The sequence below is a fragment of the Phocaeicola sp. RTP21198st1_B8_RTP21198_201120 genome (assembly GCF_040929485.1).
In the GTDB taxonomy this organism is placed as follows: Bacteria; Bacteroidota; Bacteroidia; order Bacteroidales; family Bacteroidaceae; genus Phocaeicola; species Phocaeicola dorei.
In genome coordinates, this window is the sequence record NZ_JBCOCI010000001.1 from 64,876 (window position 1) to 89,610 (window position 24,735).

At 43.5% G+C, this 24,735-nt stretch carries 15 protein-coding genes and 2 pseudogenes; 16 read left to right on the plus strand and 1 reads right to left on the minus strand.

Going from position 1 to position 24,735, the window contains the following annotated elements:
• Window positions 1–3: 3 nt before the first annotated feature.
• From AB5935_RS00245 to AB5935_RS00260, 4 genes are all read left to right on the plus strand, one after another.
• A complete protein-coding gene (locus tag AB5935_RS00245) occupies window positions 4–324 on the plus strand; it encodes a hypothetical protein (RefSeq protein WP_038610725.1) in 321 nt (106 codons plus the stop codon).
• Window positions 325–381: 57 nt separating this feature from the next.
• Window positions 382–1,119, plus strand: coding sequence for a DUF6047 family protein (locus AB5935_RS00250; RefSeq protein WP_120053052.1), 738 nt, complete (start codon window positions 382–384; stop codon window positions 1,117–1,119).
• A gap of 315 nt (window positions 1,120–1,434) precedes the next feature.
• Window positions 1,435–1,599, plus strand: coding sequence for a helix-turn-helix domain-containing protein (locus AB5935_RS00255; RefSeq protein ID WP_038610719.1), 165 nt, complete (start codon window positions 1,435–1,437; stop codon window positions 1,597–1,599).
• Window positions 1,600–1,602: 3 nt separating this feature from the next.
• Entirely contained in the window at window positions 1,603–1,905 is a 303-nt protein-coding gene (locus AB5935_RS00260; protein ID WP_038610716.1) for a helix-turn-helix domain-containing protein, read from the plus strand.
• A gap of 64 nt (window positions 1,906–1,969) precedes the next feature.
• Here the strand turns inward: AB5935_RS00260 and AB5935_RS00265 are convergent, their stop codons facing one another.
• The gene (locus tag AB5935_RS00265) at window positions 1,970–3,199 is read right to left on the minus strand and encodes a site-specific integrase (protein ID WP_038610713.1); all 1,230 of its coding nucleotides are present in this window, start codon (window positions 3,197–3,199) and stop codon (window positions 1,970–1,972) included.
• A 607-nt stretch (window positions 3,200–3,806) separates the two neighbouring features.
• Between AB5935_RS00265 and AB5935_RS00270 the strand changes: the two genes are divergently transcribed.
• The 12 genes and pseudogenes from AB5935_RS00270 (at window position 3,807) to AB5935_RS00325 (ending at window position 24,550) form a co-directional block, all read left to right on the plus strand.
• Entirely contained in the window at window positions 3,807–4,739 is a 933-nt protein-coding gene (locus tag AB5935_RS00270; protein WP_038610710.1) for a PD-(D/E)XK nuclease family transposase, read from the plus strand.
• A gap of 137 nt (window positions 4,740–4,876) precedes the next feature.
• Window positions 4,877–6,481: a hypothetical protein gene (locus tag AB5935_RS00275; RefSeq protein WP_120053040.1), complete on the plus strand. Its 1,605-nt coding sequence runs from the start codon at window positions 4,877–4,879 to the stop codon at window positions 6,479–6,481.
• A gap of 95 nt (window positions 6,482–6,576) precedes the next feature.
• Complete coding sequence (locus AB5935_RS00280) at window positions 6,577–8,139, plus strand: glycoside hydrolase family 28 protein (RefSeq protein ID WP_244057944.1); 1,563 nt, start codon at window positions 6,577–6,579, stop codon at window positions 8,137–8,139.
• A 39-nt stretch (window positions 8,140–8,178) separates the two neighbouring features.
• The gene (locus AB5935_RS00285) at window positions 8,179–10,458 is read left to right on the plus strand and encodes a heparinase II/III family protein (protein ID WP_038610704.1); all 2,280 of its coding nucleotides are present in this window, start codon (window positions 8,179–8,181) and stop codon (window positions 10,456–10,458) included.
• A 148-nt stretch (window positions 10,459–10,606) separates the two neighbouring features.
• On the plus strand, window positions 10,607–12,229 hold the full coding sequence (locus tag AB5935_RS00290) for a glycoside hydrolase family protein (protein WP_022185248.1): 1,623 nt from the start codon (window positions 10,607–10,609) through the stop codon (window positions 12,227–12,229).
• A 77-nt stretch (window positions 12,230–12,306) separates the two neighbouring features.
• Entirely contained in the window at window positions 12,307–13,701 is a 1,395-nt protein-coding gene (locus AB5935_RS00295; protein WP_368327300.1) for a glycosyl hydrolase family 28 protein, read from the plus strand.
• Between the two features lie 126 nt (window positions 13,702–13,827).
• A pseudogene (locus AB5935_RS00300) lies at window positions 13,828–14,625 on the plus strand (alpha/beta fold hydrolase); the annotation flags it as partial.
• A gap of 95 nt (window positions 14,626–14,720) precedes the next feature.
• Window positions 14,721–16,661, plus strand: coding sequence for a glycoside hydrolase family 127 protein (locus AB5935_RS00305; RefSeq protein ID WP_372586410.1), 1,941 nt, complete (start codon window positions 14,721–14,723; stop codon window positions 16,659–16,661).
• Between the two features lie 128 nt (window positions 16,662–16,789).
• Window positions 16,790–19,427 (plus strand): annotated as a pseudogene (locus AB5935_RS00310) (hypothetical protein).
• A gap of 141 nt (window positions 19,428–19,568) precedes the next feature.
• Window positions 19,569–21,506 carry a glycoside hydrolase family 97 protein gene (locus tag AB5935_RS00315; RefSeq protein WP_038610695.1) on the plus strand — a complete coding sequence of 646 codons (1,938 nt, stop codon included), beginning with the start codon at window positions 19,569–19,571 and terminating at the stop codon, window positions 21,504–21,506.
• A gap of 154 nt (window positions 21,507–21,660) precedes the next feature.
• A complete protein-coding gene (locus AB5935_RS00320) occupies window positions 21,661–23,310 on the plus strand; it encodes a glycoside hydrolase 43 family protein (RefSeq protein ID WP_007839562.1) in 1,650 nt (549 codons plus the stop codon).
• Window positions 23,311–23,326: 16 nt separating this feature from the next.
• Window positions 23,327–24,550: a glycoside hydrolase family 88 protein gene (locus AB5935_RS00325; RefSeq protein ID WP_007839564.1), complete on the plus strand. Its 1,224-nt coding sequence runs from the start codon at window positions 23,327–23,329 to the stop codon at window positions 24,548–24,550.
• Window positions 24,551–24,735 lie beyond the last annotated feature (185 nt).

Sequence of the window (24,735 nt, forward strand, 5' to 3'; positions counted from 1 at the left end):
AATATGGAAAAAGAAGAGAACAAGAGTGGCAGTGTGTATGTCACAGTGGACGGACACTTCAATCCGATACACATCAGTATGAAAGGCAAGGGTAAAGAAGGCTTTTGGGATTTCATGCAGGAAGATGTGGAAAAGGCTCTGAGAGGAAAAGAGATACCGACAACAGGCGTTTTATACTATGATGTGCCTGATCTGGCAATGGTCCCTCCTTTGCGGAAGAGAAATAACAGTAACTATTTGAAAACATTGGAAAAGGCAATGGATGGGCAGGGAATCGGATTGCAAAGTTACCTGCGTGTATCGGAAGTGGTGTATTGCCTGTGAAAAGATATAGACCCGTTGTCAAAAGATGAGCATTTTAAACGGATACTGACACCCGGCATGTGGGAGGAAATACAATCCTCACCTAAAATGGTGGAGAAAATGCTGGATGACCTGAAACGCGGGAACCATTATTACTCTGCCGTTGAAACGGATAAGGGCGTGCTTCTCTTTGATGACAATACAAATGGAGAATGGCAATTCAACAGTTATATGTATGAATATGTGGAGAAGAGTTTCTTTGAACCTGATTTTCCTTTAAAATCTCTGGCCGTTCATGAGTTGAGCGGATGGCCTTCCTTAATGGAAGGAAAGGTAAACCTCTGTAAAAATGAGCGGGGAGACTGGGTAGATGAGGAAACAATGAGACAGTGCGCATATCAGGACAGGTCTGTTTTGAAGAATGTAGTGGAAAGCAAGACTTTTGACCTTGCGCCTACATGGGAAAATTACTTCAATCTGACTGAAATAGGGGAAGGATTGGGATTGCCACGAAGTCCGGATAATTACGACCGGATGACCTTGCTTTTCATCCGGGAACAAGGATACCCGGAGGACGGGCTGGTTGATGAATATCCGGATGAGTTCAGCTTTTACGACAAATTTGAAGAGATTGAAAAAAAACTGTTAGGACCGGACAGATTGAATGTACACGACGAGATGCAGGAGAAAGCTAAAAAATTGGCAGGCGATTTGCTGAATGAGCATTTTCCAAATTTGCGTCAAAATACGGAAATGAAAGAGGGAAAAATAGAAAATGTCATAGTAGAGCGGAAGAATAAAGGCCTGAGAATATAAGGTGGCAGATGGTAGAGGAAAGGCTTGTCCATAGTGGAAACATAGGGATACAAGCCTTTCTTCATACCGTTTACTTTACTGTTGTGACAATGCACGACAAAATCCGACTTTGATTCCGCACACTTGTTTTTAGCGGAGAGTATGCCTTATTTTGCCGGAGAAAACATTAAAATGTATAAACTAAAAACATCATGTATGGAACTGACTATTATCGAAACGAGCGCGTATCTGGAAATGAGGAAACAGTTCAGTCTGCTGGCTGTACAATTGGAAGATTTCCGTAAAAAGGTTGCCCCACCCGCACCGGATAAATGATTGGACGCACAAGAGGTATGTCTGGCTCTGAAAATATCGAAGAGATGCTTGCAAAATTACAGGGACAACGGCCTTATTCCTTATTCAAACATAGGCGGGAAATTCTTCTATCGGGAAACGGATATTCAGGAGATATTGAGTGAAGGACTTGTAAAAAGGAAATAGGCTATGGCAGACATTATCACAAAGGATTCGGAAGAGTTCAAGGAATTGACCGGATGGATAAGGAGAGCGGGTAAGGCGGCTGAAGAAGCCACGGCAAGGATACGTCCCACAATTGCGGATGAGCATTACCTGACTGGAGATGACGTATGCGAGAGACTGCACATCTCACGGCGGACACTGCAAACCTTGCGTGATGAGAACATGGTGTCCTATACTACCATCGGTGGAAAGATTCTTTATCCCGAAAGCGGACTGTATGAGGTGTTAAAAAAGAACTATCGGGATTTCCGAAGGTTCAGGAAATAAAGAAAAAGACAAAAGGAATGTCCCTCCGGCCTGCCGGCTGAAGGGGCATTCCTTTTGGTCGGTATTAGACGGCCAGTTTGTAAACATGGCCTATCTTCTCGCAAAGTTTGTCGGTATCTTCGCCCACTTTTGGATTGATAAGCTCGGCATACACCTGCGTGGAAAGGATGGAGTTATGTCCTAATACCTTTTGCAGGGTTTCCAACGGCATCCCTTTGAGAATGGCCAGAACTGCGAATGTATGACGTCCGATATGCGGGGTGACTTCGGTATGGCAATCGCACTTCTTACCGATGATTCTGAGGCTGAGGAACATCGTGTTGTATTCGCCTACGGGGAAAACACAATCGGGGGAATCCTTCTTCTCGTCCACACCCCTGTATTTCTCAATAAGCTCAATGGCTATGGGCAATAACTTCACGACATAGGCCACTCCGGTTTTTATACGGTTGCCCATCAACCATGTGCCTCCCTCGGAATCGGTATGGATGTTGTCGTAAGTAATGGCTTTGAGGTCGGCATATGCAAGACCGGTGAAGCACATGAAGAGAAACATATCCCGCATGGCACGCTGGCGTTTGTATTTCAGATCCACGTGGATGATTCTCTGTAATTCCTCTTCAGTAAGAAAAGACCTTTTCTTGTATTCCGGCTTGCACTCGAAGGATGTGAAAGGATGGACTTTCAACCAACCCTTTTCCTGCGCTATGTACATCAACCATTTCAGGGTGTTGACACGGTTGAAAGCGGTGGCATTCGCATTGCCTGCCGTGCCGAGCATCCATGTGTAATAATCCTCAATGAACGATTTCTCAAGCTCGTCAATAGCTATATCCTCAATGTTCTTTTTGGTTTTCATGAAAAGCAAAAGACTTTTGTAGTCGGCAACCAGTCCACGGTAAGTGCTTTCCGCCTTTCCTTTGCCTATCTTTTCTTTATACGATTCAATCTGTTCTCTGAAGAGCACCATAAGAGTATGGCATTCCTCTGCGAAACCTACATAGCGGTTATATACTTTCTTGGCCGTAACAAAACTGTCATGGTCGCAAATGTACTGATAGTGCTTCGTTATCTGCGCCTTGATGTTGTCAAGTTCTTGATTCAGCGTGCGTGCTTCCTCGGACTTGCCTTTCGCACGGTTGGCTTTTACGTCCCATAAGGAAAGGGACACCGTTCTTTTACTGCTGAAACCCGCTTGGGTTCCATTGACTGTAATACGGCCCATAATCGGAGCCTTACCATTTTTTACTGACTGGTTCTTGGTGTAGAACAATACTTTGAATGTGCTTCGCATAACTCAACTTTTTTTAGTTACAAATTTACTTTCTGTTGAGTTATCTGATACTATGCAAAAACAAGCAATAGATTGAAATATAATACATTACACCTCTTTTTATAGCATATTTGGCGGAGTTACGATTTGGTAACCTAACTCCTTTCCAAATCTGCTTTTTTTTGCTTCCCTTTTGCCTACCTGCTAAAAATATGTTTTATAACTATTTGATTTTTAGCATAGTTGCGTTATCTTTGCACATCTTTCAAAAATACTTGGTTTCGAGCATTGAAACAACTTGTTTTATACTATTGGAACTCCTTGTTTCACATGGGGAAATAAGGAGTTCCATCAGACAGGCTCCTTTGTTCCTCTCAAGAATGAGGAAGATAAAGAGTATTCGTTTCGAGAACATGATGATAAACGGTAAGGTGATGTCGGCATGATATGCCCAAAGGGCCCCAATGGTATAAGATTCCGGATTGGGCAGGTATCTTTGTGGAAGAGCATATGGAGAATGCAGTATTTGTGAAATAAAAAATAAGGGTAATTATTTAAGTGGAATAATTCTTTAAGAGCAATCCTTTTTCGTATCTTTGTCCATTGAAAATGAATAAATTATATTCTTATGGAATTACAAGATAGATATATCCGTTTTGATTGGGCAGTCAAACGCCTGTTGCGTCATAAAGCCAATTTTGGTGTGCTCGAAGGGTTCCTTACGGTGCTGATAGGTGATGATATCCATATAGTGGAGATTCTGGAAAGCGAGGGTAATCAGCAAACGGAAGAGGATAAGTTCAACCGGGTTGATATCAAGGCTCTTAATAGTAAAAATGAGATTGTTATCATCGAGATCCAAAATACCCGTGAACTGTATTATTTGGAGCGTATCCTGTATGGAGTAGCCAAGGCCATTACGGAGCATATCTCATTGGGTGAAACTTATTATAAAGTTAAAAAGATATATTCCATCAGTATCCTTTATTTCGATATCGGTTATGGAACTGATTATCTTTATCATGGGCAGAATATATTTAAAGGGGTGCATACGGGAGATTTCCTGCAGGTCAGTACCCGGGAGAAGGATGCTATTGTGCCTCGTATGCCTTCCGAAATTTATCCTGAGTATTTCCTTATCCGTGTGAATGAGTTTAATAAGGTGGCCATGACTCCCCTTGAGGAATGGATAGAATATTTGAAGACGGGTATTATCCGTCCTGACACGACAGCTCCCGGATTGGGGGAGGCACGTGAAAAATTGAAATATTATTCAATGACCCCTCAGGAACGTCATGCTTACGATGAACATCTCAGCGCTTTAATGATTCAGAATGATGTTCTTGATTCTGCCAAGTTGGAAGGAAAGATAGAAGGGCGTATGGAAGGTCGCGAAGAAGGGCGCATGGAGGGCCGCGAAGAAGGTCGTGCGGAAGGTCGCGAAGAAGGCATTAAGGAAGGTGTCGTTCGCAATGCCCGGAGGATGAAAGAAAAAGGGCTCTCTATAGAGGATATTATGGAAATTACAGGATTGACATTCGAAGAGGTTAGTCAGTTGTAATCCCATGTTTGGTTAAATAAATCCACAGGTATCCTCATGAGGTATCTGTGGATTTTTATTTTAATGAATGAGGTGTTGAGTGAATATCGTGAGTGGAGCGTATTAAAAAGAAAATATTCATTTAAACATATAGCTTGATGAGGAAATTAGTATTTGCTTTATTGTTATTGTGCAGTGCTTTGTTTGCTACTGCCCAAGAATGGCAATGGTCCGTACAGTTGAAAGGATTCATCTCTTCCGAAACCGGCAAAGAACCGACTGCCTTCCTGTGGATACCTTCCGATTGCCATCAGTTGCGTGCCGTAATGGTAGGAAAGCACAATATGAGTGAGGAAACCCTGTTCGAGATGCCGCGTTTCCGGGAAGTATTGTCTCGGATGGGGATCGGACTGGTATGGATCACTCCCGGAATCGACCAGCAATGGGATGTGACAAAAGGAACGCAAGAGATTTTCAATCGGATGATGAATGACCTGGCGGAAGTCAGCGGCTATTCTGAGTTGGAACATATACCTGTAGTTCCTGTCGGTCATTCGGCAATGGCCACTTATCCGTGGAATTTTGCCGCTTGGAATCCTAAACGGACATTGGCTGTCATTTCTTTGCATGGAGATGCTCCCCGTACCAACCTGTGTGGCTATGGCGGGGAGAATCTGGAGTGGGGTAGGACACGTAATATAGATGGTATTCCGGGATTGATGATTGAAGGAGAATATGAATGGTGGGAGGCGCGGGTGAACCCTGCTTTGGCGTTTCGGATGATGTATCCCGAAAGTTGTATTTCATTTTTGTGTGATACGGGACGTGGACATTTTGATGTGGCCGGGCAGACTGCTGATTATATTGCTTTGTTTCTGCGAAAAGCGTTGGAATACCGTTTGTCCGGACATCCTTCTTTGAATGAGCCTGTCCGTTTGAAAAAACTGAATCCGGAAGAAGGGTGGTTGGCCGAGCGTTGGCGTCCGGAGCAGAAGGACAGGGCTAAGGTGGCTCCTTATCGGGACTATAAAGGAGATAAGCACGATGCATTTTGGTATTTTGATAAAGAAATGGCCGGACTGACCGAAGCCCGCTATGCAAAATATAAAGGTAAGCAGATGCAATATCTTGGATTTATGCAGAGAGGCCGGTTGGTTAAATATGATGCCGGACAACATGCCGGAGTGATTGCCGCTTTCCGGCCGGAAGCCGATGGTCTGACTTTTCACGTAAAAGGGGTGTATATGGACTCTTTACGCTCCTCACTGGTAAAGGAACATGCTCATGGCGGAATTGAAGTTACTCGTATTTGCGGTCCGGTGGCAAAGGTGAATGATACTACTTTTACCGTGCGTTTTTATAGAATGGGAATGGATAATCCGAAGCGTACCGGAGATATCTGGCTGTTGGCCGCTAATGAGGGTGACAGTAGATATAAGAGTGCGGTACAACAATTCAATATTCGTATTCCTTATCGGAATACAGAGGGAAAACGCCAATATATACTTTTTCCGGGGATAGAAGATGTGAGGGAAGGAGTGGAATCAGTTTCTCTTGAAGCTGTTTCTGATTGTGGATTGCCCGTATATTATTATGTAAAGGAAGGCCCTGCGGAATTACAAGATAACAGGCTGGTCTTTACGAAAATTCCTCCCCGCAGTAAATTTCCGGTGAAAGTCACCGTTGTAGCCTGGCAGTACGGGATTGCCGGACAGGTACAGACGGCTGAACCGGTGGAACGCAGTTTTTTTATAACGAAATAGTCAGCTCCGCGTTGAGTCTTTATTTCTTCTCTTTCGTATTGAATGATATAAAGGGAGAAGTTGCGATTTGTTATTATCATAATTCAGTAAATACCATGAAAAAGAAGCTGATGACTTGTCTTTATCTATGTCTTTCTGTCATCCATGTTTTTGCTCAAACGAAGGAGCACGGGAGGACGGGAGAATTTAATATTCTGGATTTCGGAGCCACCCGTGATACTATGATGGTGCATACGAAAGCTATCAATGAAGCGATTGAAAGCTGTTACAGGCAGGGGGGCGGAAGAGTGGTTATTCCTCCGGGTAAATTTAAGACAGGTACTATTTTTCTGAAAGATAATGTAGAACTTCATTTGGATAACGGTGCCTGCCTTTATGCCAGTGAGGATTATGCTGATTTTCCTATTCAGCCGAGAGCAGCTTACCGCTCTTTGAAAGATGCAGGCGGATGGTCGGCGTTGATTTATGCGGTGGGGGCTAGGAATATAGCCGTTACGGGCAAAGGTGTAATTGATGGGAGAGGAAAGGGCAGAAAAGGGCGTGTGGGCGGAGTACCGGGTGATGCCGACGGCAGGCCGCGCAATATCCTTTTTATTTCATGTAAAGGGGTACGTATCTCAGGTATCAGTATGAGGAATTCAGCCTTGTGGAATCAACATTATCTGGATTGTGAAGATGTTATTGTAGAGCATATCCATGTTTTCAACCATTGTAATGGTAATAATGACGGTATAGATATTGACGGTTGTCGCAGGTTTATCTTGTCTGATAGTGTCATCGATTCGGACGATGACGGAATCGTGTTGAAAAGTACGGGGCTGGCTCCTTGTGAAGATGTCGTTATTAATAATTGTATTGTCAGCAGCTTTGCCAATGCTATAAAATGTGGCACCGAATCGACCGGAGGATATAAGAATATTGTCATTTCTAATTGTATTGTTAAACCGAGTTGCAATAAAGGGGACCGCATTATAAAATCTACTCCAAGCGGTATTACGGCTATTTCTTTGGAGGTGGTGGATGGTGGAATAATGGATGGCGTGTCTATTGACAATATCGTAATTGAGGGTACGGAATGTCCTTTGTATGTCCGTTTGGCGAATAGAGGCCGGAAATATATAGATGAGGCTCCGGTTCCTCCAATAGGAAAAATGAGAAATATACAGATTAGTAATGTAACCGCTTATGATACCGGTAATTTTTGTTCTTCCATAACGGGGATTCCCGGTGGTGAGATAGAGAATATTTATTTAAGCAATGTTCGCTTTCTAAATAAAGGCGGGCTTGTAGCAGGAAATTGCCGGACGGCGAATGATATGCAAGGGAAACGTCATGATACTGCCGGAAATGTATTTCGGGACCAATATTGGTCTTCCCATCGGGAAGTGAAAGAGGATGAGAAAGGTTATCCACAACCTACTGTATGGGGGAATCTGCCGAGTTATGGACTGTTTATCAGAAATGTGAGAAGTATAGCTGTGGACAATGCCACCTTTCAATCGGAAAAGCCTGATCCCAGGATACCGGTAATTGCCGTTAATGTAGGGAACTTGTCGCTTGACCGGATACAAGTCAATGACATTTCTTCCGCCGGTGTACTTTTGGATAATGTCAGGACGGCGGATGTAGACAGACGGTTGAGGAAAAGCGGAAAGTGATTTTCTATGTCGTTAAACAATAATTAAACCAACAGAAATATGAAACGGATATATGTATGTCTATTGATTTTTTTATGCTTTGCCTTTGTACAGGCGCAAAAGATAAAACACCCTGCTTTGCTTTATACTCCGGAGCGCATTCAGCAGGTGAAACAACGGATTGTAAATGATTTAAAGATGGCTGAGGCATGGGCTTCTATAAAGAAGACGGCAGATGAACAGTTGCAGAAAAAGAATCTAAGCAAGGCGGATTACCTGGCTTTGGCCTATTTGATGACAGATGAAAAAAAATACGCTGACAAATTGAAAGAGATTTTATTGGATGTCATTAAGGAGGATACGTGGGGCAGTGAAGAAATGCTGGCGCGTATCCCTGTCTGGAGAGCGGATTTGGGACTGGCACATAAGGCTTACCTTTCTGCCATAGCCTATGATGCTGTTTATAATGACCTTTCAAGTTCCGAGAGGAAAGAAATAGCGGAAGGATTGAAACGGTTGGCCCTTGACCCGTGTCTGGGGGACTGGGTGCTGGAGCCGGCACGTATTCATTCGTTGAATTCGATGGGACATAACTGGTGGACTTCTTGTGCCTGCATGGGCGGCATACTGGCCTTGAGTTTACAAAACGAATTGCCGGAGGCAAAGCAAGGAGCGGAGGCGGTATATGAGGCTCTTCCCCAATGGTTTGACTTTGCCGGAGATGTCTTGCAGCAGAAGCCGAAAAGCTTTGATGCCGACGGAGGGATGTATGAAAGCCTCAATTATGCCAATTTCGGGATTCAGGAAGCATTACAGTTTCGTTTGGCATGGATGAACACCCATCCCGGACAAAAGCCGGTTCAAATTCCGCAACTGAATAAATTGTCCGATTTCTTTGTGCATGTCTGCTATCCGCGTACAGGTATACTATATAATATGAATTTTGGTGACAGCCATAAGAATGTGACTGCCGAAAGTACCTTGATGCTGCTCTATGCGATGGGAATCAGGAATGATAATATGCTTTGGTATATGAATCAGGTGGAACAGGGGCAACACCGTGACGGTTATTTTATCGACCGTCCGATGGGATTTCTCTATACGCCCGATCTAAGCAAAGCGCCGCAGTTGCCTGAAATAAAGAAATCACAACTTTTTGCAGATTTTGGGTGGGCTACGATGCGTACTTCCTGGGAGAAGGATGCTACCATGCTGGCCGTTAAATCGGGGCATACATGGAATCATTCTCATGCGGACGCCAACTCGTTCATCATCTTTCATAAAGGAGTGGATATTATAAAAGATGCGGGAAACTGCTGGTATCCTAATCCCAGTTACCGTAATTATTTTTTTCAAAGCGAGGCACACAATGTCGTGCTTTTCAATGGCAAAGGACAGTCACGTGAACAACAATATCATGGTTCAATGCTGAGAGGGTATTTACATTATTTGCTCGATGCGGATAATGTAAAATATGTATTGGCCAATGGAACCGGCCCGTATTCAGACCAGTTTAGTCGTAATTTCCGTCATTTCCTGTGGATAGATGATGTGATTTATATGATTGATGATTTGAAAACTCATGATGTGGGACATTTTGAATGGCTTTGGCATCCGGGAGGAGAGGCGGAAAAACGTGGAATTGATCTGAATATAACAAATGGGAATTCTTCAGTTGTTGTCCGTCCGCTATATCCCCGTTTGTTGGCGAAATCCGATTTTGTACATGATTACCCCGAAGATTTATATTGGGAAGAAGTAGAAGCTCCAACGGAGGATTTAAAAGGAACAGAAACGTATTATTCATTTCATTTGCCGGCAAAAGTGGATAGGGTGAAAGGGCTGACCGCCATCATCTTGAAAGAAACGCCGGACCAGAAAGATCTTCCTTATATGGAAAGACGGGAAGGCAAAGATTGGATAGGACTTCGTATTCATTATAAGGGAAAAATAACAGATCTCTATATCAATCAATTGGCCGACGGGCGATTGATGCATAGCAATTCATGGATTGAAGCGGACGGATGGTTTACGGACGCTTATATGTTTGCAGTCACTTATGAGGCTGGTATGGAACCAGCCGATTCAAAAGAGCGCTTTATTTGTTATGGAAGCGCTTTAAGACGAGGAGATGTTTCTTTCTTTTCTTCTTTGGCTAAGCTTTTTGTGATTCAAAAGGAGGAAAACGGGCGGATGAAATTGTGGATGGATGGTCAACCGAAGATGAATGCTAGATTCAGAAGCGAGAAACGTCCGAAAGCGGTTGTCGTGAATGGAAAGGTAACTCCTGTTGTTTATGAGAAGGGCACGGTAAAAGTATCAGGCGTGGTTATTGAATGAGCGGGTAAGGCGAAGAATTTGGTGGAAGTTTATTTTACGCAAAGGTTTGCGTGCTTTTTGTTAAGCTGGCTGGTACTTATGTCAGCTTAATCTTTTTATTTTTGAGCATATAAATAAACGATTTGTTAACGTGTAAAATAATGATACGATGAAAAAGCTCTTCTTTTTAATGGCTGCGAGTTTTTTGTTTGCTCCTGTACATGCACAGATAACCGAGCGTGAACGTCCTGCCGAATGGCAACATCTGGTAAAGGGTGCACGTTTTATGGACCGTTTCCTTCCGATGCCCGACGGTATCCAGGCCAAGGGGATATGGGGAACTGACAGTGTGCTGAACCGTTATGTGGATAATGGCATTGAGCTTCCCGGAGTTTCTTTCTGGGGAGGAAATATATTGCAGGATACGGAAGGCAAATATCATCTGTTTGTGTGTGGCTGGCCCGAGAACTCTCCGAAAGGTCACATGTTCTGGTCAAACTCTACCGTTTTTCATGCGGTAAGTGACCGGCTCACGGGACCTTTTAAAATACGGAATTCCATTGGAAAAGGACATAATCCGGAAGCGTTCCGTCTGTCGGACGGCCGTATCGTGGTCTATGTTATTGATGGTTATTATATAGCGGACAGGGTGGATGACAAGGTTTGGACGTATGGAAAGTTCAGTTTTGACCCGCGTGACCGTAAAATCATAGAAGGCCTCTCTAATCTGACTTTTGCCCGTCGTCAGGATGGCTCTTATCTGATGGTATGCCGCGGTGGAGGTGTCTGGATCAGCAAAGACGGACTTTCACCCTATAAGCAGTTGACGGACAAACGGGTTTACCCGGACGTGGAGGGCCGGTTTGAAGATCCGGTGGTATGGAGGGATGATTTGCAATATCACTTGATCGTAAATGACTGGTTGGGCAGGATTGCTTTCTACCAGCGTTCCAAGGACGGAGTACATTGGGTGACGGAACAGGGAGAAGCATACATGCCGGGCGTATCATTCCATAAAGACGGAACGGTGGAGCGTTGGTTTAAATATGAGCGTCCTAAGGTTTTCCAGGATGAGAAGGGGCGTGCCGTCCAAATGAATTTTGCCGTGATTGATACGATAAAATGGAACGACCTTCCTAATGACAAACATAGTTCCAAGAACATAAGCGTTCCCTTGAATAAAGGGATGCTATTGTCCGTTTTGAATGAAAAGGAGATCACTCCGTCTACCCGTACCATTGAAGTGAAGATTGCCGCCGAAGAGGGGTTCCATCCGCAAACGGATGTGGATGTAAAGTCGTTGCGGTTCGGTTCGTTTACAGAAGTGAACTTCGGGCGTGGTTGCAAACCGGTGAAGACCAAGGTTTCGGGGGAAGACTTGATTGTGGTCTTTAATGCCGAAGGAAGTGGAATTACCTCTGATGAGTTTGCTCCCAAAATGATAGGAAAACACAGGAATGGGAACATGCTTTACGGTTATGCCCGCCTGCCTTATGTGAATTACCGGCCGGCTTTGCTTTCTGCCCGTCGTCCTGTGTTTGATAAGGAAAAAGGGGAATTGAAAGTGGAGATACAAAACTTTGGATTGTCTGCATCGGAACCGGCGGAAGTGGAGGTGATATGTGGCGGCCATAGCTTGGGGCGGATGACTCTAAAGACATTGCAGCCTTATGAAGTAGAGTATCTGGCCTTCTCTCCGGATGCAGCCTTGGCGGATGACAAATCATCTTATGAAGTCGTATTTTTTTATGAAGGAAAAGAGGTGGAACGGAACAGATTCGGGAAAGACTGATTTAATTTGTAAGTTGACGGTTGATAACATCTTATTTTTGAGTGAAAAACGTTTGCCAAACGTATCTAATAAGAAAAATGCAAAATATGAAGAATTTATTGACCTTTTGTCTTATGGTATACTGTGTGGCCGTACAGGCTCAATTAGTGACTTATCCCGAAGGACTGCAGACCGGTATGTCTCATAATGATGACTATACGGTTCGTGTCCGTGTGCCGGGGGGCGACTGGAAAGATCTGTTTGAGTATAATGTGCAGGTAGATATGGATAGGGTACAGGATGCTTCGATGGTACAGTTTGATATGGGCAGTCCTGTAGAAGTGATGGTGAAAAAAAATAATGGGATGATTCATGAGGTCGATATCCGTCCGCAGGCCAGGAAAGTGCAGTATGTGCAGAATAAGAATGTAATTACGTTTACGCTGGACAAACCTCAGTATCTGTCTGTGGAGTTTAATGGCGACCGCCTGCATAATCTCCATCTTTTTGCCAATCCGATGGAAACGGAGACTTACTCGAAAGAAGAGAAAGGAGTGATGTATTTCGGGCCGGGAGTGCATCGTCCCAAAGATCTGCCGAACAATCAGATAAGAATACCAGGCAATACGACGGTCTATCTGGCACCGGGAGCTGTTGTGAAAGCGAAGTTGCTGCTGGATAAAGTGGAGAATGTACGGATCATTGGGCGTGGCATTTTGGACCATCCTGTTCGTGGTATTGAAATCACTGATTCTAAAAATATAGTGATAGATGGCATAACAGTGGTCAATCCTGATCATTATACCGTATTTGGCGGAGGTGCTGAGGGGGTGACAATCAAGAACCTGAAATCATTCAGTTGTAAAGGTTGGAGCGATGGCATCGACATGATGTGCTGCCACGATGTATTGATAGACAATGTGTTTATGCGTAATAGTGATGACTGCATTGCTTTATATAATCATCGTTGGAACTGGTGGGGCGGTTCGGACAATATCACTGTACAGAATTCCATTCTTTGGGCGGATATTGCTCATCCTATCAATGTAGGTGGTCATGGTGATCCGAATTCTCCGACAGGAGAGATTATTGAGAATCTGGTTTTCCGCAATATTGATATTTTGGAACATGATGAAGATGATGTGCCTTATCAGGGATGTATGGCTATAGATGCAGGCGACAGGAACAGGGTGAAAAATATATTGTTTGAGGATATTCGTGTGGAAAGTATTCAAGAGGGGAGGCTGTTTCATATCAATGTCCGTTTTAACGGGAAGTATGACAAACAACCCGGACAAAGCATTGATGGAGTGACTTTCCGTAATATTACTTATAACGGGGTGGGAGAGAACCCGTCACTGATAAAAGGATTGGACAAAGACCGGATGGTACGGGATGTGACTTTTGAGAACGTTGTGGTTAATGGTAAGAAAATGAAAGATTTAAGTGGTTTTATAACCAATGAATATATTGAAAGAATTGAAGTCAAATAGTATCTTTTATGTAAATCTAGGAATATGAGGATTCTGGCATTTATTTGTTTATTAGTATTATCCGGTTTGACCGGATTATATTCACAAGATACCGGCGATGTACAGGTGAAAAGTGGTTATGTGAAGGTTCCGGAAGGTTCTTTGTATTATGAAGAAGCAGGTACGGGAGAGCCGCTTATTTTTATTCACGGACACTCTTTGGACCGTAGAATGTGGAATGAACAGTTCTTTAAGTTTGCAAAGCATTATCGAGCTATACGATATGATTTGCGCGGATATGGCATTTCATCCAAACAAACGGAAGATTTCCAATTTACCCATGCAGAAGATCTGGTTGCTTTGATGGATGCTTTGCATATACGGAAAGCGCATATTGTAGGTTTGTCTTTGGGGGGATTCGTTGGTGCGGATATGCTGGGATGTTTTCCGGACCGTATGTTGTCCGCTTTCTTGGCCAGCGGAAATATCCGCAAATCAAAAGGACCCAGTGAGCCGATGACAAAAGAGGAAGCGGCAAAACGGGATGAAGAAATCGCAGCACTGGAAAAGAAAGGAGTGGATGTGATGAAGAAGGAATGGTTCGAAGGACTGATGCAGTCGGGCGGAACAAGAAAAGAAAGAATGCGTGTGCCTCTGTGGGAGATGATCGATGACTGGGATGCATGGCAGCCTTTACATAAGGAGGTGAGGGTGATAATCGGACTGGATGCTTATGCAAAACTGAAAGAAAATCATCCTCAGGTACCTACTTTGATTGTTGAAGGCAGGTCACCCGGAAACAGATATTCCGATCATCCTGAGATTTTGGATTATCTTCCGAATGGAAAATTGAAAGTGCTGGATGATTGTGGTCACATGATGAATATGGAGCAACCGGAAGCATTTAATGAAGCATTGGAAGAATTTTTAAATGACTTGGAATAAAAGTGGTTGGACTGCTGAAAAAGGAAGAGGTATTTTGAGTGCTCTCTTCCTTTTTTTCGTATTATAAAATAGAGATTCCAATAATCGGATAGTAAATGAAAAAATACAATGATATGAAGAGGAAAGTATTTATAGCGGTTATGTCGCTAGTTGTTTCAGGTGGTTTGTCTGGCCAATCAGTTTATCCCGGCCAGCATTCCGGAAAATTGAAAAAAGAAACCATAGCTCCGATGCAAGTCAAGAGCTTTGATTTGAAGGATGTCCGTTTGCTGCCGAGTCGTTTTCGTGAAAATATGATGCGTGATTCTATGTGGATGGCTTCTATAGAGGTGGACAGGTTGTTACATAGTTTCCGTACTAATGCGGGTGTGTTTGCCGGTCGGGAAGGTGGTTACATGACAGTAAAGAAATTAGGTGGATGGGAATCCTTGGACTGTGAATTGCGTGGACACACCACAGGGCACTTGCTTTCTGCCTACGGCCTGATGTATGCGGCGACAGGCAGTGAACTGTTCAAACACAAAGGAGACAGTTTGGTAAGTGGTCTGGCTGAAGTACAAAACGCGTTGGGTAATGGTTATTTGAGTGCTTATCCTGAAGAATTGATTAATCGTAACATCCGTGGCACCAGTGTATGGGCGCCGTGGTACACTCTTCATAAGCTTTTTTCTGGATTGATAGATCAGTATCTTTACAGTGACAATCAGAAAGCTTTAGAGATTGTTACCCGCATGGCCGATTGGGCCTATCATAAACTCAAACCGCTGGATGAGGTTACACGCCGAAAAATGATACGGAATGAATTCGGAGGAATTAATGAGTCTTTCTATAATTTGTATGCGATAACCGGAGATGAGCGTTATCGGTGGCTGGCACGATTTTTTTATCATAATGAGGTGATTGATCCGTTAAAGGAGCTGCGTGATGATTTAGGGACTAAACATACCAACACGTTCATCCCGAAAGTGTTGGCTGAAGCTCGTAATTATGAACTGACGGAAGATGAGGACAGCAGAAAGTTGTCCGGTTTCTTTTGGCATACTATGATAGACCGTCACACATTTGCTCCCGGATGCAGTAGTGACAAGGAACATTATTTTGATCCGGCCCGGTTCTCCAAGCATGTGTCAGGTTATACCGGGGAAACGTGTTGTACCTATAATATGTTGAAGCTGTCCCGTCATCTGTTCTGCTGGACAGCCGATGCTGCTATTGCGGATTATTATGAACGTGCTCTTTATAACCATATTTTGGGACAGCAAGATCCTCAAACCGGTATGGTGACATATTTCCTGCCCTTGCTTTCGGGTTCGCATAAGGTGTATAGTACGAAAGAAAACTCTTTTTGGTGTTGTGTGGGCAGCGGCTTTGAAAACCATGCTAAATATGGAGAAGCCATCTATTATCACAATGATAAAGGCATTTATGTGAATCTTTTTATTCCTTCGGTAGTCAATTGGCAGGAGAAAGGATTGACTCTCCGCCAGGAAACGGATTTTCCGGCAGAGGAAACCACAGTTCTGACCATAGGCACTCAAAGTCCTGTAGAGACTACGGTTTATCTTCGTTATCCTTCGTGGAGCAAGGAAGTGAAAGTCGCTGTAAATGGTAAAAAGGTGGCGGTGAAGCAGAAGCCCGGTTCATATATTGCTATCACTCGTCTATGGAAAGACGGTGACCGTATTACGGCTGATTATCCCATGCGTCTCCGTGTGGAAACGACTCCGGATAATCCTCAAAAGGGAGCGTTGGTTTATGGTCCGGTAGTGTTGGCCGGTGAACGGGGAACAGAAGGAATGCAGGCACCTGCGCCCGATTCCAATCCTGCTTTGTACAATGATTATTATACGTATGATTATCATATCCCTGCAGGACTTCGTACCACGTTAAAACTTGATGTCAAGCATCCTGAACGCAGTGTACGGCGTGTCGGTACGGAGTTAAAGTTTACGACTTCTCAAGGAGATGTGATAGAACCGTTGTACAATATTCATCGGCAGCGTTATGTGGTATATTGGGATTTGGAGAAAGAATAAATTTCATTATTAGATGAGTAAATGAATCCTTTGATTCGTATTTATATATGGTTTGACTAATCAAATGATATAGGAATATGAATAGAGGATTTGTTTTTATTTTCAGGTTGGCAGTTCATGGAACCAGAATGAAAAAGATTCTAGCCGCCTTTATTTTGGGGATGGGATGTATGTTGGCTGTTCAGGCGCAGCAACACCCTTGTGTCTATGTTGCTCCGGCGGATAGGGCGTCTGTTCTGCAAAAAGTGAAAAATGAGCCTTGGGCTGAGGAATCCTTTGCAGCTATTCGCTCCAAAGTGGAAAAATATGTGGATCGTCATCAGACTGATCCCGAATGGATAATTTCCCGGCTGGCCATGTATTGGAAAAGATGGAGAGCGCTATACTCAATGTTATTTGAAAAAACAGAATTGGGACTATGGAGAGGGGAATGCTCCTGTTCCCACTGTAAGAATGCCGGGAATGCGTACTTGGAATAAGTATGTCAATGTTCCGCTGGAGGACCGCACTCCTTATAATGAAACAGGTGATATGTGGGGAATTAATAAATTAAATCCTTCGGAGCCTTCGGTCAAAGTGCCTTATAAGGAAAGCGGGCACATGATACGGGGGAATAATGTCGAGATCTTGACATTAGCAGAAAATGCCGCTTTTGTTTATTGGGTGACAGGAGAAGAGAAGTTTGCCCGTTTTGCCACAGATATATTTAATGTGTGGTTGGTAGGGACGTATTATATGAATCCTATTTTGGACCCTGAAAAGTCGTGTGGCAGTGTCGGTGGTTGGGAACCGGGAGGTATTTGCGGCTATTATGATTACGAACAGATACATGATGATTTGGTAATGCATGCGGCAATGGCGTATGATTTTGCTTTCGATTATTTGATACGGCATCCTCATGCTCATCTGAAAGCAATTGGGAAAGATACAAAAACGGTAGCTGCCGAAGTCTTTAAGCGTTTTATCAATATAGGGCTGGTACGCGGTGGCAAATCGGGTAACTGGAATGTGAACGGGTGGAATATAATGCTGCGTCCTATGTTGGTGCTCGATCATAATGAGGCTTATGCTGACGGGAAAGGAAAAGAGTATTATTTGAATCTGCTGGTGAACGAATCTACTCCCTATCATGATGCCATTCCCGATATATTGAAAACTTACGATCGGGTGACAGGGCTGTGGCCGGAATCTCCCGGTTATTCATTCGGTACAGTGCAGTCATTGCTTGATTGGGCGGCTCCCTTGAAACGTGCCGGGATAGATATCATAGCCGGTAACCCCATTTTGCAGAAAGCTGCAATGGCTGTATTTCCTTGGATGGACGATGCAGCCAATATGGTGGTGTTCGGTGATTCACGTGGGGGAAGTGCTAATTTTCAGGCGTTTGAAAATCTGCTGACTTATTATACCGGAACAGATAATAAGGAGGGGGTGGAAAAAGTGGCAAGTGCCTTGAACAAAGGGATTTCTCAAAAGAAATACTCCAGAAATAATGCCGGTTGGACAGGGCTTTGTACCTATACAGCTACCATCCCGTCTGTGCGTGTAGAAAGTAATGAACGTGCGTCTTATTCTCCCCATCATCGTTTTATTACAATGAAGAACTGGGAGGGAGATTATAAAATGATGTTCACTCTGTATGGTGGTAAAAAAGGATACCATCTCACTCCGAACGGGTTGGCTTTACAATTCTATGCGTATGGTTATGCGTTGGCTCCGGATGCAGCGGCTTATGAGTCCTATTGGAGTAAAGATCATGGATACCATCAGTCTCCTACAGGTTCTAATACGGTTTTACCCGGATATACGGAAGGAGATATCACTATTCATGCTATGGAACCTATGGTGAAGGAGGGAGAATTCGTAAATGATAGGGAATTAACTCCTTACCTCAACTTTGCCGATGTGTCTGCCGGTGAGAAAAGAAGAATGGTCGCTATGGTCCGTACTTCGGGGAATAGTGGTTATTATGTGGATATTTTCCGGTCGGACAGGGCGGATAATGATTATTTGTTCCATCATGTAGGTACTTCGATGGAAATCACTGATTCGGAAGGGAACAAGCTTCCCGGTGAGGCTTTGGAGAAGTTTGACAAGACGTGGCATGAAGGATATCATTGGTTTTCCAATCTGCATAAATCCGATTATAACCAGAATTTCATCGCTTCATGGAGTATGCCCGAAGATATAACGGCGCGTTTATGGATGGCAGGAGGTGAGGGACGTGAAATTTATCAGGTGGATGCTCCCCCGACTACAATGAATAAAGGGTTGACTCCCGGCGATATTTGTATGCCTCCTATGCCGACTCCTGCTTTGATTGTTCGTCAGGAAGGTAATAATGCTCATACTCATCCTTTTGTTTCTGTTTATGAAGCGTATAAAAAGAGTGGTCCGAATGTGCTCGGTGTAGAAGCCTTGCAGGGAGATGATGGCTGTACCGGGGTGAAGGTGAATACGGCGGACGGATATGCGGATTATCTGTTCACTGCGACGGACATGCAGGCTCATCATCCTTCCAAACGTGTTTCATTCTGTGGCAGGTTAGGATTGATAAGAGAAAAAGAAGGTCAGATTCAACTGATGTATCTTGGCTGTGGCCGTTCACTAAAGAAAAGTAACTTTGTTTTAGAATCGGATCATGACGTATATGCTGCAATCTATATGCAGCATGGTGTTTGGTACTATTCAGCAACCGGTCCTGTACGGGTGAAAATAGGAAAAGAAACCAAAGAACTGAATGAAGGTTACAATCAAAAATTATAATTTTTTTGTGCATCCTTATTCACCGCAGGGACTAATGCTGAAGGTCTCTGCGGTTAATTGTTTTATCCTATAGATTTTATTTTTCTTTTCGTTGAGTGAGTTTTCCGATTCATCCGTACTACTAATTAAAAAGTAATCATTATGAAAAAAATAATACTCATAGCATGTGCGTTGACCTGTACGGCTTCGCTTTATGCAGGTCATTCTAAAGAATTGAAATTGACGTCCCCGGAGGGAGTTCATGAAGTCATGTTCAGGCAGGAGAAAATTTCTTCTTCGGTAAATGAAATAGTATATCAGGTAAAGTATAGAGGCAGAGAGGTTATCGGAAACTCCCGTGCCGGTCTTCAGCTGGATAACCGTACTTGGGAACTGGCGCTTGCCCGTAAAATAAATCAGGTAAAATGTTGGATGGATAATTTGGAGGTGGATAGTGTGATCTATCAGCCTGCTGTCAACAAGTCTTGGCATCCTCTGTATGGAGAACGTAGTACGGTTCGCGAGGCGTATAATGAGGCAATCATGTATCTTTCCAAAAAAGACGGTTCCAATTATCGTTTGAATATTGAAGTACGTGCGTATGATGAAGGCATCGCTTTCCGTTATTTTTTTCCTGAACATCCACAGGCCATTTTTCATAAAGTGGTGGGGGATCTGACTGAATATACGTTTTCCCCCGGTGCGGTGGCGTGGACGGAGCAATGGGAGCAAGCTCCTTTTGAGCGCCTTGCCATTAATGACATCAAATTGCCGGTAGAACGTGCCTTGACCGTAGAACTTCCCAATGGGCTGTGGGTAGCTTTGACTGATGCCGATGTAGATGACTGGTGTCTGACTAAGTTTGTAGCTTCTCCAACTAAACAGAATACACTGACTTCGGTCATGTATAGCCCTGTGGATATTGTTACTTATTATGCTACTCCATGGAAAATTATCATGGCGGCTGATAAGCCGGGGGAATTGCTGGAACACAACGACATCATCCAGAACCTGAATCCTCCTTGTGAGATAACCGATACGGATTGGATAAAGCCGGGTAAGATTATGCGTGAGACCACCATTACTACTGAAGGAGCCATAGCCACGATTGATTTCTGTGCCGCCCATCATATCCCCTATATGCTGTTTGATTGGCAATGGTATATGCCCTGTACCTCTCATGACGGAGATGCCACGAAGGTCGTTTCCAAACTGGACATGCCTCGTGTCATAGCATACGGGAAAGAAAAAGGAGTAGGTGTATGGGTGTATGTCAATCAGCATGCCCTGATGAAACAGATGCATGAGCTTTTTCCATTGCTGCATAAGTGGGGAGTCGTAGGTGTGAAATCCGGTTTCGTACAGTATGCCAGTCATCGATGGGCTACTTGGTTACATGATATGGTTCGTCTGGCTGCCGAGAATAAATTGCTGATTAATATTCATGATGAGTTCCGTCCTTCAGGCTTTAGTCGTACTTATCCCAATTTACTTACTCAGGAGGGGATACGTGGAAACGAGGAATTTCCAGACGCAACGCATAATACCATTCTTCCTTTCACTCGTATGATTAATGGGGCGGCAGATTATACCATCTGTTATTTCGACAAACGCCTGAAGAACACCCATGCTCATCAGTTGGCGGCTTCATTGATTTTTTATAGTCCTTTACAAACTATCTTCTGGTATGACCGCCCTTCATTCTATCAAGGGGAGCCCGAAATAGAATGGTTCGAGAATCTGCAAACCGTATTTGATGATACAAAAGTATTAGAAGGTGCTCCGGGTAAGTGTATAACTATGGCGCGTCGCAAAGGTAATGACTGGTTTGTAGGAGCTTTGACTAATAATGAAGGTTCTGCTCAATCGGTGAATCTTTCATTTTTAGATAAGGGAAAGACCTATCTGGCCCGTATTTATACAGATGGGGGAGATAAAATGAAGACTCGTACTCAGGTGAAATGTACCCGTTTGTTGGTGGATTCTTCTCAAATCATGCAGTTCGCATTAAAGCCTGGAGGTGGTGTGGCCATGCAACTCGTGCCAGTGACGGATCAGGAAATAGAAGAATATAAAAAGTATAGAGGACAAGTATTATAAAAATAACCACTTTCGTTGAGTGTATTGGTTTTCTTGTCCGTATTATAGATAGATTAGGTTAACAAAAATGAAGGTTAGGTGATTTTTTAGTTTAATAGGGTACGTTTTTTAAGGTAAGAATGATTGTTTCAGGGCATTTTTATAATAGGTAAGAATGAAAAAGATAGTGATTATAGCGGCTTTAGTATGTGGTGCATGGCAACAGGCAGATGCTCAGTATGTATCCAAGGTATGGGTGCCCGATCAGAAAGACGGTACGTATATTAATCCGATTATTCATGCGGATTACTCTGATCCGGATGTTTGTGCCGCAGGTGATGATTTTTACATGACCGCTTCCAGTTTTGGCTGCGCTCCGGGATTGCCCATTCTTCATTCAAAGGATTTGGTCAACTGGCGTTTGGCAAACTATGCCTTGAAGGAGATAGAGCCGACCGGCTTCTTTAACGCTCCTCAACATGGAAAAGGGGTATGGGCTCCTTCTATCCGTTACCACAACGGTGAGTTTTTTATCTATTGGGGAGATCCCGATTGGGGTATTTTCATGGTAAAGACTAAAGATCCGTTGGGTGAATGGGAAAAGCCGGTCTTGGTAAAGGCCGGGAAAGGAATGATAGATCCTACTCCGTTGTGGGATGAGGATGGAAAAGTGTATTTGGTACATGCGTGGGCGGGCAGTCGTGCCGCATTCAATAGTGTGATTACGGTTTGTGAGATGAATGCGGGAGGTACAAAAGTCATTAGTGAACCTGTATTGGTTTTTGATGGTAATGATGGGGTGAATCACACCATCGAGGGGCCTAAGTTTTACAAACGTAATGGATATTACTACATTTTGGCTCCTGCAGGAGGGGTGGTGACAGGTTGGCAGTTGGCACTTCGTTCTCGTAATGTGTATGGCCCATACGAATCGAAAATTGTTATGGCTCAGGGAGATACAGATATAAATGGTCCTCATCAGGGAGGATGGGTGGAAACTTGTACAGGCGAGTCTTGGTTTATCAATTTTCAAGATAAAGCTATGTATGGTAGAGTTTTGCACTTGAATCCTATGAAGTGGGAAAATGATTGGCCCGTGATTGGGGAGGACAAGGATGGAGATGGGTGTGGTGAACCTGTAAAACGATATAAAAAGCCGGATGTAGGCAGGACTTATCCTATAGAGACACCGATTGAGAGTGATGAATTCAACACAAGGCAATTGGGCTTGCAATGGGAATGGCATGCCAATTACCAGGATACGTTTGGCTTTACCTCTGATTTGGGTTACATTCGTATATATGGACATATTTTGTCCAAGGATTTTGTGAATTTTTGGGAGGTGCCGAATCTCTTGTTACAAAAATTCCCTGCCGAAGAATTTACAGTGACTGCCAAACTGAAAGTTTCGGCGAAAGCAGACGGACAGCAGTCCGGACTGATAGTGATGGGGTGGGATTATGGCTATCTGGGTGTAGTAAAAGAAGGTGATAAATTTATATTGAATCAAGTGGTCTGCAAGGATGCGGAGCAACGGTCTCCTGAAACAGTGACCCGTCTTGCGGAATTACCTGTAAGCCGCCGGTTCGGAGCCGGGCTCTATCCCAATTATGAGCGTGATATTTATTTGCAGGTGAAAGTAACTGGGGGAGGTATCTGTTATTTCAGCTACAGTCTGGACGGCAGGAAATATACATCGGCCGGAGTGCCTTTTACCGCTCGTCAGGGTAAGTGGATAGGAGCGAAAGTAGGATTATTCAGTACAGCTCCTTATGGTAAGGAAAGAGGTTGGGTAGATGCCGATTGGTTCCGTATCAATAAGTAAAAAAGAAAGGATAATTATGAATACAAAAAATCTATTAGTAGGTATAGGGTTATGTCTGCTTTCAGCCTGTACTGAAGTAGACAACAAACTGGAGGTGGACAGAGCTTTGGAATATTGTGATCGCCAGGTACATCGTACTTTGGAGGTTATGCATGGAAAAGGGCGAGAGGTAGATTACACTATGATGCCTCGTAACATAATGGATGGCCAGTCTGACTGGAACTATCGTAAAGTGAGTAAGGAAGAATGGTGCGGAGGTTTCTGGCCGGGCATCTTGTGGTATGATTATGAATATACACAAGATCCGAAAATAAAGGAAGAGGCCGAAAAGTTTACTGCTTCTTTGAAATTTCTCTCGGAGATTCCTGCATACGATCATGATTTGGGTTTTTTGGTTTTTTGTAGCTATGGTAACGGTTATCGTCTGACCGGTAATCCGGAATATAAGCAAGTTATAATCAATACGGCTGATTCGTTATCAGCATTGTTCAATCCCCGTGTAGGTACTATGCTTTCATGGCCTCGCAATGTGAAAATGTTTGGCGGTCATAATACCATCATGGACAATATGATCAATCTGGAAATGCTTTTCTGGGCAGCCAAGAATGGAGGTAATCCTTATTTGTTTGACATTGCCGTGGCTCATGCGGATAAGACGATGAAATATCATTTTCGTCCGGATTATACCTCTTATCATGTAGCAGTGTATGATACTCTGACAGGTGAATTTATCAAGGGAGTGACCCATCAAGGTTATTCGGATGACAGTATGTGGGCTCGTGGTCAGGCATGGGCTATCTATGGTTATACAGTCGTTTATCGGGAAACAAAAGATGTCCGTTACCTCGATTTTGTACAAAAAGTAACGGATGTATATCTGAAAAATCTGCCCGAAGACTATATTCCTTATTGGGATTTTAATGATCCGTCCATTCCCGATGCTCCCCGGGATGCTTCTGCCGCTTGTGTGGTAGCTTCTGCTTTATTAGAATTGTCCGGTTATCTGCCGGCTGAAAAAGCATTGGAATATAAACAGGCGGCTGTAAAAATGCTAACCAGTCTGAGTTCTGACAAATACCAGTGTGGTGAAAGTAAACCTGCTTTCCTGCTTCATTCCACAGGACACTTGCCTGCCGAATCAGAGATTGATGCATCCATCATTTATGCTGATTATTATTATATGGAGGCACTTCTCCGCCTGAAAAGGCTGACGGAGAATAAACCGGTCATTGACGAATAATAGATTGTTCAGGGAAGTATAAAGTATATAGAGATCTGTAGTTTCCTTATAGGTGGATTATTTATGATAAGTATATCCCGTTTTCACCTACTGATGAAAACGGGATATACTGTTTTACAGCAGGTAACTAAAGCTTTTAGTTTACTTTAACTATGAAAATTAGTTTTATAACTAAAAGTTTTAGT